We start from the raw sequence: 12,285 nt of genomic DNA, 5'->3' as shown, positions 1-12,285 counted from the left end.
ATCCCTGCCTGTTTACTTATCCGAGAGAGAAGACGCGATCAGATAAAGGCAAACGCGTCTGAGTAAAGGTGATCGCGGCTCACGCCACGCTCTTTGCAGAACATGTCACGCGCCACACCCGCCATTTCAAAACGGCCAGCGATATAGATGTCGTAAGCGCCCAGGCTGACAAAATCTTCCATCACCGCTTCCAATACATTACCCACTTTGCCGCGCCACTCGCCTTCGGCTTGCTCCACCACTGGCATAAAGGTGATATTGCTGTGTGACTCAGCCAGTGCTTGCAGCTCATCATGCGCATAGAGCTGACAAGGGGTGCGGGCGCCCCAATAAATAAAGATCGGAGACTGTATACCTTGGCTAATACAGTGATCGACCATGCTGCGCACGTAAGAAAAACCAGTACCACCGGCAATCAGCAGCAAAGGACGCTCGCTCTCACGTAGCCAAGCATCACCGGCAGGCTCAGTAATTTCAAAGTCCGCTTGACCACTTTCTAACGCGGCTTTGGCCTTTTCAACCACTTCTAAGGCAAACGGGTTTTCATCCGCCGCGCCAACGTGCAGCTCAAGCTCTGCACCCGCTTCGCGACATGGGCTGCTTGCCAGCGAAAACGGGCGCTTATCTTTTTCACCCATCACCGCCATCACGTATTGCCCCGGCTGATAGCTCACCGCCTGCTGCGGCTTTAGGATAATGCGGTAGGTGTGACACGCCAACGGCTCAACGGCGGTCACTTCACATAGTATCGACATTCTGTTCCTCTGTTTGTTATTGCTACAGCCGATGAGGTTATTAGAGGCGGCATCACTACCGCCTTTGGCTGTGTTTGTATCGTTAACGGTGAATGCTAGCGCATTCCAATAGGATTAGTCTAAGATCCCTAATTCATCCCAAATCGCGTCGACACGTGCGACGACCTCTGGATCTTTAGCAATAGGCGTCCCCCACTCACGGTCGGTTTCCCCCTGCCATTTATTTGTGGCATCGAGGCCCATTTTCGAGCCGAGCCCAACCACGGGAGAGGCAAAGTCAAGCGAATCAATAGGGGTATTATCCACCATCACGGTATCGCGCGACGGATCCATACGCGTGGTTATTGCCCAGATCACATCATTCCAATCACGCGCGTTGACGTCGTCGTCACACACTATCACAAACTTGGTGTACATAAACTGGCGCAAGAACGACCACACGCCCATCATCACCCGCTTGGCATGACCGGGGTATTGTTTTTTCATGGTTACCACCGCCATGCGATACGAGCAGCCTTCAGGCGGTAGGTAGAAATCGACAATCTCTGGGAACTGCTTTTGCAAAATCGGCACAAACACCTCGTTGAGTGCCACGCCTAACACGGCAGGTTCATCGGGTGGACGTCCTGTGTAGGTGCTGTGATAAATCGGTTTTTTACGCATGGTCAGATGCGTCACAGTGAACACATGATGACGCTCAACCTCATTGTAATAACCGGTATGATCGCCATACGGCCCTTCATCCGCGTACTCATTAGGGTCGATATAGCCTTCCATCACAATTTCCGCACTGGCCGGTACATCCAAGTCGTTGCTGATACATTTGGCCACTTCGGTTTTACTGCCCCGTAATAAGCCGGCAAACGCATACTCGGACAAGGTATCCGGCACGGGCGTCACCGCGCCTAGAATGGTGGCAGGGTCAGCACCATAGGCCACGGTCACTGGGAAAGGTTCATTGGGATGGGTTTGCATCCAATCATGTAAATCTAACGCGCCACCGCGATGGGCCAGCCAACGCATGATCACTTTGTTTTTGCCAATCTTTTGCTGGCGATAAATACCCAAGTTTTGCCGCTTTTTGTTAGGGCCACGCGTGATTGTCAGTCCCCAGGTAAGCAAAGGTGCCACATCACCCGGCCAACAGCGCATCACCGGAATGGTATCCAGGTCGACTTCATCGCCGCTCAGCACCACCTCTTGGCAACGAGGGCGGCGTACGGTTTTCGCCGGCATGTTGAGCACTTGGCGAAAAACGGGCAGTTTATCGAGTGCATCACGAAAGCCCTTGGGCGGCTCTGGCTCTTTGAGATAAGCAAGCAATTTGCCGACTTCACGTAGCTCGAGGACGTCGTGACGCCCCATGCCCAAAGCAACACGCTTGGGGGTACCAAACAGGTTCGCCAGCACCGGCATGTCATAGCCCACGGGATTTTCAAACAACAGTGCGGGACCACCAGCTCGTAACGTGCGGTCGCAAATCTCGGTCATCTCAAGATCGGGATCAACCGGCTGGCTAATGCGTTTTAGCTCGCCTTGGGTTTCAAGATAGTCAATAAAATCGCGCAAATCGGAAAGTTTCATATCAGACTCAAGGAGTTAATGGTCGCCTCTATGATACCAAGTTAAGCGGTATCCGGATCGGTAAAGGCTCGACATTAGCGCGACGGTAACGCAGATGCAATGTGCTGTTGGCCAAGCGGCCCGAGCTGGTCTTGTAATCCGCTCAACCAATCCCCCTTGCCCGCTTCCACCAGCAGTTGTGCCACTTCTTTACCTTGACGCAACGACAGCTGTGTTAGCAAAAAGTCGGCAACGGGTGCAGGTAACGGCGACAAATTGGCCAGTTGTCGAATCGCAGGTCCTCGCAGCGAGGGGTTGTCAGCCGCCGCCATCATTTGCCGCAGTGCAAAGGGGTCAGTTCCCCGCTCACGCAGCGCGTGCAAGGCCGCAAGGCTATACTGATCGGTGCCTCGGCGCCACAATCGCTCATACAGCGCAGAACGCTCAGTGGCTTGTGCCAACGCCGCCAAAATAGCATTGTCGGGCATCCACATTAAGGTCGGATCATTGAGGTACTGATCGGCCAAATACGCTAAGCCATCGGCGTCATAATCGGCAATCATGGTCACCAAGGCGTCACGGCGTTGACGATAGTCGGGCTGATCGGGGTCAATCCATTCGGCCATCACTAATTGGCGATAGCTCAATAGCATGCCGAGCTCTTGGGTTAATTGCTGCTGACGATAGCGATTTAGCTGCTTGCGGGCCGCGGCGGCATAATGAAATGCTGGCGTGGTCACCCAGTAACCATCTTGTTGATGACGCAATAAGAAGTGCGGCTGCTGCTGACTTAAGGTGACGAGATACTCGCGCCATTTCTCGTTATCAAGCCGCAACGGTGAAGAGAGCAGCCGATACAAGGTTGCCTCACGCGTCAGAGGAGGGAGCTGGCGAATGTGTGACTCAAGCGCATTGATATTGCCGTTGGCTTGGAGGGTAAAGGCAGTACGCATCGCATCCGCCGTACTGGCTTTATCTAGCACTTGCTCGATAAAAGGCTGCGCTACGATTTGTCCATCGGCCGCTGGCTCGTTGGATGCCGACACCGTGGAGGAAACAAAGCCCACGATCCCTAAGCATATCCCTGCTAGCTTGATGCGAAAACGTCTTGCCATCCGTTGCAATCCTATCTTCGGTGTCACGCGTCCTGCGTCACCTTTCCTTGGTGACTCGTATTGTGCGAGCTCCGTATACGCTGAGCAATAAAAAAGCACTGCGAATGCGCAGTGCTTAACACTATTGCGTCACCAATTACGAGTTTTGCCGACGCATGGCATCAAAGAACTCGTTGTTAGTTTTGGACATCGCCAATTTACCAATCAAGAACTCCATGCCTTCCAACTCGCCCATTGGATGCACAATCTTGCGCAAGATCCACATTTTTTGTAGTTCATCGGGCTTGGTCAGCAACTCTTCACGACGGGTACCAGAGCGGGTGAAATCGATGGCAGGGAAAACACGTTTTTCAGCAATCTTACGCGACAGGTGTAATTCCATATTACCCGTGCCTTTAAACTCTTCGTAAATCACTTCGTCCATCTTCGAGCCTGTGTCCACCAGCGCAGTGGCAATAATGGTCAAGCTGCCACCTTCTTCCACATTACGCGCCGCACCAAAGAAACGCTTAGGACGGTGCAAGGCGTTGGCGTCAACACCACCGGTCAATACTTTGCCTGACGACGGTACAACCGTGTTATAAGCACGCGCCAAACGGGTAATCGAGTCCAGCAAGATCACCACGTCTTTTTTGTGCTCCACCAAGCGCTTGGCTTTTTCGATAACCATTTCAGCCACTTGCACGTGACGGTTCGCTGGCTCGTCAAAGGTTGACGCGACCACTTCACCCTGCACCAAGCGCTGCATCTCGGTCACTTCTTCTGGGCGCTCATCAATCAAGAGCACCATCAGTTCACAATCCGGATGGTTGAACGCGATGCTTTGCGCAATGTTTTGCAGCAGCATGGTTTTACCCGCTTTTGGCGGTGCCACAATCAAGCCACGTTGCCCTTTACCAATCGGCGAGGCTAAGTCGAGTACACGGGCGGTGATGTCTTCGGTGGAGCCATTCCCACGTTCCATCACCATGCGCTCGCTGGCGTGCAATGGGGTCAAGTTTTCAAACAGGATTTTGCTGCGAGCATTGTCTGGCTTGTCACTGTTAACTTGGTTAACTTTTAATAGCGCAAAGTAGCGCTCGCCGTCTTTTGGCGGCCGAATTTTACCCGCGATGGTATCGCCTGTGCGCAGGTTAAAGCGACGAATTTGGCTTGGCGATACATAAATGTCGTCCGGGCCGGCCAAATACGAGCTGTCTGCGCTGCGCAAGAAGCCAAACCCGTCTTGAAGAATTTCCAGTACGCCATTGCCGAAAATATCTTCACCGCTTTTTGCGTGCTGTTTGAGGATCGAGAAAATGATGTCCTGTTTACGCAAGCGAGCCAGGTTTTCAAGTCCCATGCTTTCGCCAAGCGCAACCAGCGTCGAGACGGGTTGAGTCTTCAGTTCGGTAAGATTCATAGTGGTGAGTGTCTTGTTTGTCAAAGTTGAGGTCTGAAATTAGTTAGCGTGTCGAGACCAGTGGTATGTTCGAGAGATGAACAGAAGTACAAATTCCGTGCAATAAGGTAGCACCTAAATGGGGTATCGTCTAGTTAGCAGAAAAACAACCGCCGCTGAGAGGCAGCGACGGTTACTTTAGCATTAGAGGTTGGCGTCAAGAAACTCTTTCAACTGAGTTTTTGACACTGCACCAACCTTGGTTGCTGCTACGTTGCCATCTTTAAAGAGCAGCAACGTTGGGATACCACGGATGCCGAACTTAGGCGGTGTACCTGCGTTCTGGTCAATGTTCAGTTTTCCGATGGTGACTTTACCTGCGTATTCTTCAGCGATTTCGTCCAGGATTGGCGCGATCATTTTGCAAGGTCCACACCATTCTGCCCAAAAATCTACCAATACAGGCCCTGCAGCTTTTAGAACGTCTGCTTCAAAGCTGTCGTCGGTTAGCTGCATAATTTTGTCGCTCATCTTCTACTCCAATACATGTTTTTGTTACTGGCTAAATTGCGACCAGTAAATTATGGGACTATTTGACTGGATTCGCTTCCGTATTGCAAGCCTAAGCTGATATTCTATCCGGATGAAAATGACGCATATCACAGAGCAGAAATTTGCCGAGCTCGGCTTGCACGCCGATGTTCTTAAGAGCTTGGAGGCCAAAGGGTTTACTCAATGTACCCCAATCCAAGCCTTGGCATTGCCGGTCCTGCTCACCGGCCAAGACATTGCAGGACAGGCGCAAACGGGGACTGGCAAAACCCTGGCGTTCCTGGCTGCGACGTTTCATCACCTCCTTACAACCGATGCCCCTGCATCGCGTAAAAAGAATCAACCGCGTGCCATCATATTAGCTCCTACGCGTGAATTAGCGATTCAGATCTATAATGATGCGGAGCCGCTATTAGCCAATACGTCGATCAGCGCAGGACTTGCCTATGGTGGCGAAGGCTACGACAAACAGCAACAAACACTTGAACAGGGTGTCGACATTTTAATCGGAACCTGTGGTCGAATCATCGATTTTTACAAAAAGAAAGTGATTGATTTGCATGGTATTCAAGCCGTAGTGCTTGATGAAGCCGACCGTATGTTTGATCTCGGTTTTATCAAAGATATCCGCTTTTTGTTTAACCGCATGCCCGCCCCCGATCAGCGCTTGAACATGCTGTTTTCGGCGACCTTGTCGTATCGCGTTCAAGAACTGGCCTTCGAGCACATGACGAGCCCAGAGCATGTGGTGGTCGAGCCCGAACAAATTACCGGCCATCGCATCAAAGAAGAGTTGTTCCAGCCATCGAACAAGGAAAAAATGCCGCTGCTGCAAACCTTGATCGAAGAAGACTGGCCTGAACGCGCGATCATTTTTGCCAACACTAAGCATCGCTGCGAATCGATTTGGGCGCATCTAGCCGCCGATAACCACCGTGTAGGCTTGCTTACGGGTGACGTGCCGCAGAAAAAACGGGTTAAAATCCTCGAACAATTCACCAATGGTGAGCTGGATTTGTTGGTGGCGACTGATGTCGCGGCGCGCGGCCTGCATATTCCGCAGGTGACCCATGTGTTTAATTATGATCTCCCAGACGACGCACAAGACTACGTGCATCGCATTGGCCGAACGGGGCGTGCAGGCGCCAGTGGTAGCTCCATCAGCTTTGCGTGTGAAGAATACGCCGTCAATCTCCCCGCGATTGAAGAATACATCGAACACAGTATTCCAGTCAGCGAATTTGACCGCAGTGCACTGCTAAAAGATTTGCCGCCGCCGAAGAAAATGGCCAAGCGCCCCAATACGCAGCGTCGCAGCAACAACAAAGGTGGCGGAAATAACCGTAACCGCCAACGTCGCCGTCCGCAAAAGTCGGCATAAGGTTTAACGGCACATAGGTCAGAGCGCATCATGAGTGGTCACGGACATCCCACATCGACCCCGTCGCTGTACGCCGCGATTGATTTAGGCTCCAACAGCTTTCATATGCTGGTGGTGCGCCAAGTGGCAGGCAGCGTGCAAACGCTCGCGAAAATTAAGCGAAAAGTTCGTCTCGCCGCAGGTATGGACGATCAACAACAGCTAAGCGACGAAGCCATGCAGCGTGGCTGGGATTGCTTGGCCTTGTTCGCCGAGCGCCTGCAAGATTTCAACACCGACAATATCCGTGTCGTCGCCACGGCGGCTCTACGTCGCGCAAGCAACGCGGATGCGTTTTTAGCCCGAGCTAACAAACTGCTTGGCCACCCGATTGAAATCATTTCGGGGGAAGAAGAGGCGCGTACCATCTACCAAGGGGTCGCGCATACCTCTGGCGGAGCGGGCAAACGCTTGGTGGTCGACATCGGTGGTGCCAGCACCGAGCTCATCATCGGCGAGCAATTTGAACCTACCTTACTGCAAAGCCTCAATATGGGCTGTGTCACCTTTTTAGAAGACTATTTTGCCGATCGCGTGCTCAATCAATCGGCGTTTGATACCGCGATTGCCGGCGCCAAAGCCGAGTTAGCCCCGCTGATTGCGCAATATCGTGCGCTCGGTTGGGACTGCTGCGTAGGTGCCAGCGGCACCGTGCAGGCACTGCAAGAGATCATGGTCACCCAAGGCATGGATGAAGTGATTACACTCGATAAACTGCATCGTTTGCGCGATCAAGCCATCGCCTGTGGGCAAATGGACGCATTGGATATCGAGGGGTTGACGTTAGAACGTGCGCTGGTGTTTCCAAGCGGCTTATCGATACTGATCGCTATTTTCGAGTGCTTAGAGGTGACACGCATGACCCTAGCGGGTGGGGCCCTGCGAGAAGGCTTGGTGTATGAAATGATGACCGCGATGCGCCATAGCGATATTCGTGCCCGCACCATTGCCAGCATCCAGTCGCGCTATCAGCTGGATGAAGCACACGGTATCAATGTCGCCGACACCGCCTTGGAGCTGCTCAATCAATGTCCGGCATCCTGGGTACCTGAGCCGGAAGCACAAAGCTTGCTCCATGCCGCCGCCTGCGTGCATGAAATTGGTTTAAGCATTGGCTTTAAGCAAGATGGTGATCATGCCGCGTATTTGATCACCCATCTCGATCTGCCCGGCTTTACGCGAGCACAGAAACAATTGGTCGCCACCTTACTCCGCTACTATCGAGAGCAACTGGTGCTCATTGATGGCCAGCACGCGCTGTCTACCACCAGCGCCAATCGTCTGTTGCGCCTGCTGCGAATTGCGGTGATCTTATGCCATCGACGCGACAGTCGCGTCCGACCGATGCTAGCCCTCACTGCCGAGGAGGACGCCCTTACCCTCCACTTGGACACCACATTACTCGAGGCCAGCCCCTTGTTGCGTGCCGAGTTAGAGCAAGAGGCCTTGCGCCAATCAAGCCTTGGATTGCCCCTAGTGGTGCTCACTGACGAGACTCGCATCTAACACCGGCGATGAATAAAAAAGCCCGCACCAGTGATGATGCGGGCTTTTTTTATTGAAGATCTGCGACACTACGCGGCGGTGATCCCGCTATGACGCAATAAGGCGTCAGGGCTTGGTTCGCGACCTCTAAAGCGCACAAACAAATCTTTCGGTGCCTCACTGCCGCCACGGCTGAGAATATGATTCAGGAAGTCCTCGCCGGTGTCGCGGTTAAAGATCCCTTCTTCTTCAAAGCGCGAGTAAGCATCGCTCGATAGCACTTCTGCCCATTTATAGCTGTAGTAGCCTGCACTGTAGCCACCGGCAAAAATATGGCCAAACGCGTGCGGGAAACGGTTCCACTCAGGCGCGGGAACCACAGAGACCTGCTCACGCACCGCACTGAGTGTTTCCATGATCCGCGGGCCGACCTCTGGGTCAAACTCACTGAACAAACGGAAGTCGAATAAACTGAACTCAAGCTGGCGCAACATCGCCATCGCCGAATTAAAGTTCTTCGCGGCGAGCATTTTTTCTAGCATGTCTTCCGGTAAGGCTTCTCCCGTTTGGTAATGCCCCGAGATAAAGCTCAGTGCCTCTTGCTCCCAGCACCAGTTCTCTAAAAACTGGCTTGGCAGCTCAACCGCATCCCAAGGCACACCATTGATCCCTGACACATCCGCTACTTCGACTTGCGTCAACATATGGTGAATGCCATGACCAAATTCGTGGAATAAGGTCACCACTTCGTCATGGGTAAACAGCGCAGGGTCATCGCCCACCGGTGGGTTAAAGTTGCAGGTTAAATACGCCACTGGCGTTTGTAGCTCACCGTCTGCTTGACGACGACGAACGCGACACTCATCCATCCATGCGCCGCCACGTTTGTTTTCTCGCGCATACAAGTCAAGGTAGAAGCTACCGCGCAGGGTGCCTTGGCTATCATGAATATCATAAAAGCGCACACTGTCATGCCAGGTGTCAATGCCTTTACGCTCGGTAATCGTCATGCCAAACACACGATGCATCACTTCAAACAAGCCGGAGAGTACACGTGCTTCAGGGAAGTAAGGGCGAAGCGTTTCGTCAGAGATGGTGTAGCGTGCTTGCTTGAGTTTTTCACTGTAATAAGGGATATCCCAAGGCTCGAGGGCATCAACCCCAAACTCTTCTTTGGCATAGGCTTTCACTTCCGCGAATTCACGCTCGCCTTGTGGGCGCGCTTTATCGACCAGATCATTCAAAAAGCCCATCACCTGGTCTGGGGTTTCCGCCATTTTCGTGGCGAGGGATAGTTCACTGTAGTGATTAAAGCCAAGTAGACGTGCTAACTCATGCTTGAGGCGCAGCGACTCGTTCATCAGCTCAGTATTGTCCCACTGCCCCGCCTGCGGCCCGCGATCAGAGGCGCGCGTGGTAAAGGCTTCGTACATTTCCTGACGCAGCGCTCGGTTATCACAGTACATCATGACGGGCAGATACGAAGGGATATCCAGGGTAAATAAGTAACCTTGTTGTGACTTGCTCTCGGCTTGCGCTTTTGCCGCGTTGCGCGCCGATTCGGGTAACCCCGCTAAGTCACTTTCATCGCTAATCAGCTTGCTCCACCCCATGGTGGCATCGAGCACATTGTTGCTAAACGATGATGACAGCTCCGACAACCGCTTTTGAATCTCACCAAAGCGGTGTTGCTGGTCGGCTGGCAAGGCAATTCCGGACAGTTCAAAGTCTTGCAGCGCATCGTTAATCGCTTTTTGCTGTGCCACATCGAGGGCGGAAAACTCAGCACTGTCTTTCATCGCTTTGTATGCTTGGTATAACCCCTTGTGCTGACCACGCCAGGTGGAGTATTCCGACAGTAACGCCAGGCAGCTTTCATACGCCTCACGCAATGGCTGACTATTGACCACCGCATTCATATGGCTCACCGGTGACCAGATGCGGCCAAGTCGATCTTCCGCCTCTGTGACAGGCACACTGACCGAATCCCAGCTGGGTTGCTCAGTCGCCGCCGCGGCATCTACCGCTTGGCGACAGTCAGCAATCGCGGCTTCCACTGCTGGTTTGACATGCTCTGGCTTAATGGCGGAAAACGGAGGTAAATCCTCAAATTGAAGAAGCGGGTTGGACATAGTGCCTTCCTTTTTGCTGATAAGGCGCTCGCATCGCGAGCCCCGGGCAGATAAGTAACCTTATCTATATGCCGTCTCTCTATACGCTTTTCAATCCCTCCCCGTTTAGCGGGGTGTATTGCGAGCGTTACAAAATGATTCTGAGACTGCTGCCGCACTGTCGGTTTGGTATGCTATGTCTGTAGGGGTCAGAGATAGTGGCTTTACAAGCGACGCCAAACACGACAAGCTGACCTCGATATCAATGCCAGTGGCACTCAGTGCCTATAAGATGGAGAAAGACATGGCGAAGCATTTCGACTACATCTGTATCGGTGGCGGCAGCGGCGGTATTGCCTCAGCCAACCGTGCCGCGATGCACGGTGCTAACGTCGCCCTTATTGAAGCAAAGCACCTTGGTGGCACCTGCGTAAACGTAGGCTGTGTCCCTAAAAAAGTCATGTGGCACGGCGCTCAAGTAGCCGAAGCCCTTAACCTTTACGCATCAGACTATGGCTTTGATGTGGACGTGAAAGGCTTTAATTGGTCGACCTTAGTGGATAACCGTGAAGCCTACATTAGCCGCATTCATAAGGCTTACGACAACGTTCTGGGTAAAAACAATATCGATGTCATTCGTGGTTTTGCCCGCTTTGTCGATAACAACACGGTAGAAGTGGATGGCGAGCACTACACCGCCGATCACTTTCTGATTGCCGTGGGGGGCACTCCCACTATTCCGAACATTCCAGGCGCAGAGTTGGGGATTGACTCCGATGGCTTCTTTGCCCTCCCCGAGCAACCTAAACGCGTGGCCGTGGTCGGTGCGGGTTACATTGCGGTCGAAATCGCCGGCGTACTGCATGCTTTGGGCTCTGATACCCACTTATTTGTGCGTAAAGACCGCCCATTACGCACCTTCGACCCTATGGTCACCGACACCTTGGTCGAGGTAATGGAAAAAGAAGGCCCCACTCTTCACACCCAACATGTCCCCGTGTCGGTCACTGAAGAAAGTGATGGTAGCCTGACTCTGGCCTTTGAAAACGGCACCACCCACAACACGGACACCCTGATCTGGGCGATTGGCCGTCACCCGACGACCGATAAAATCAACCTCGGCGCCACCGACGTGCAGACCACGGCCGATGGCTACATCAAGGTTGATCCCTATCAGACCACCAGCGTCCCACACATTCACTGTGTCGGGGATATCATGGATGGCGGGATTGAGCTGACGCCTGTCGCCGTCAAAGCTGGACGTCTGCTCTCAGAACGTCTGTTTAACGGCCAAACGCATGCCAAAATGGACTATGATTTGGTTCCCACCGTGGTATTCAGTCACCCACCCATTGGCACCATTGGTTTGAGCGAACCAGAGGCGCGTGCCAAATACGGCGATGACAATATTAAAGTCTATACCTCCAGCTTTGCGGCCATGTACACCGCCGTCACTCAGCACCGTCAACCCTGTAAGATGAAACTGGTTTGCGCGGGCGATGAAGAAAAAGTGGTCGGTCTGCACGGTATTGGCTTTACCGTTGATGAAATGATTCAAGGTTTTGCGGTAGCGATGAAGATGGGCGCCACCAAAGCGGACTTTGATAGTGTGGTCGCGATTCACCCCACCGGGTCAGAAGAGTTTGTTACCATGCGCTAAACCGCGCGAAATGGGCTCACATCAAAACGCCGTGTTCAACACGGCGTCAGATTGCTGACGAACCCCGCCTTTTTAGGCGGGGTTCTTTTTGATAAGCGGCCGTAGGCCGCGATCGCGATATTTTTTGTTAGAGAGTGGTCGCTACCGACCAACGCCCAAATTGGCGGATAGAAGCCAATTTGCCTTATATCCGCCATGTTAAAGCCGCATTTTCTTAGATAGCTCACCACTAACGCTATCTTC

The 12,285-nt window shown here is 52.8% G+C and carries 9 protein-coding genes and 1 pseudogene; 3 read left to right on the top strand and 7 right to left on the bottom strand.

What is annotated here, in order from left to right; translation table 11 throughout:
* Positions 1–38: 38 nt before the first annotated feature.
* The 5 genes and pseudogenes from fre to trxA all read right to left on the bottom strand — a co-directional run bounded on the left by fre (position 39) and on the right by trxA (position 5,345).
* Positions 39–755 (bottom strand): NAD(P)H-flavin reductase, encoded by a 717-nt coding sequence (gene fre, locus BZG73_RS01370; RefSeq protein WP_046074576.1) that lies wholly within the window; start codon positions 753–755, stop codon positions 39–41.
* Positions 756–899: 144 nt separating this feature from the next.
* Positions 900–2,339 (bottom strand): annotated as a pseudogene (ubiD, locus tag BZG73_RS01365) (4-hydroxy-3-polyprenylbenzoate decarboxylase); the annotation flags it as partial.
* 74 nt (positions 2,340–2,413) lie between these two features.
* Positions 2,414–3,433 carry a hypothetical protein gene (locus BZG73_RS01360; protein WP_077667377.1) on the bottom strand — a complete coding sequence of 340 codons (1,020 nt, stop codon included), beginning with the start codon at positions 3,431–3,433 and terminating at the stop codon, positions 2,414–2,416.
* Between the two features lie 136 nt (positions 3,434–3,569).
* A complete protein-coding gene (rho, locus tag BZG73_RS01355; RefSeq protein WP_077578169.1) occupies positions 3,570–4,835 on the bottom strand; it encodes a transcription termination factor Rho in 1,266 nt (421 codons plus the stop codon).
* Positions 4,836–5,018: 183 nt separating this feature from the next.
* Entirely contained in the window at positions 5,019–5,345 is a 327-nt protein-coding gene (trxA, locus tag BZG73_RS01350; protein ID WP_046074579.1) for a thioredoxin TrxA, read from the bottom strand.
* A 112-nt stretch (positions 5,346–5,457) separates the two neighbouring features.
* Here trxA and rhlB point away from each other — a divergent pair, with 112 nt between their 5' ends.
* Entirely contained in the window at positions 5,458–6,747 is a 1,290-nt protein-coding gene (gene rhlB / locus BZG73_RS01345; protein ID WP_046074580.1) for an ATP-dependent RNA helicase RhlB, read from the top strand.
* A 30-nt stretch (positions 6,748–6,777) separates the two neighbouring features.
* Positions 6,778–8,292 carry a guanosine-5'-triphosphate,3'-diphosphate diphosphatase gene (gene gppA, locus BZG73_RS01340; RefSeq protein WP_077578167.1) on the top strand — a complete coding sequence of 505 codons (1,515 nt, stop codon included), beginning with the start codon at positions 6,778–6,780 and terminating at the stop codon, positions 8,290–8,292.
* 68 nt (positions 8,293–8,360) lie between these two features.
* On the opposite strand, the gene prlC is transcribed toward gppA, so the two are convergent.
* Complete coding sequence (gene prlC, locus BZG73_RS01335; protein WP_077667376.1) at positions 8,361–10,403, bottom strand: oligopeptidase A; 2,043 nt, start codon at positions 10,401–10,403, stop codon at positions 8,361–8,363.
* Positions 10,404–10,686: 283 nt separating this feature from the next.
* On the opposite strand from prlC, the gene gorA reads away from it, so the two are divergent.
* Positions 10,687–12,042 (top strand): glutathione-disulfide reductase, encoded by a 1,356-nt coding sequence (gene gorA / locus BZG73_RS01330; RefSeq protein ID WP_046074583.1) that lies wholly within the window; start codon positions 10,687–10,689, stop codon positions 12,040–12,042.
* Positions 12,043–12,077: 35 nt separating this feature from the next.
* On the opposite strand, the gene BZG73_RS16110 is transcribed toward gorA, so the two are convergent.
* Positions 12,078–12,285: hypothetical protein (locus tag BZG73_RS16110; protein WP_235606002.1), on the bottom strand; the 208-nt coding region annotated here is incomplete at its 5' end.

This window comes from Salinivibrio siamensis, from assembly GCF_001996005.1.
In the GTDB taxonomy this organism is placed as follows: domain Bacteria; phylum Pseudomonadota; class Gammaproteobacteria; order Enterobacterales; family Vibrionaceae; genus Salinivibrio; species Salinivibrio siamensis.
This window is presented reverse-complemented; position numbering and strand designations above follow the sequence as displayed.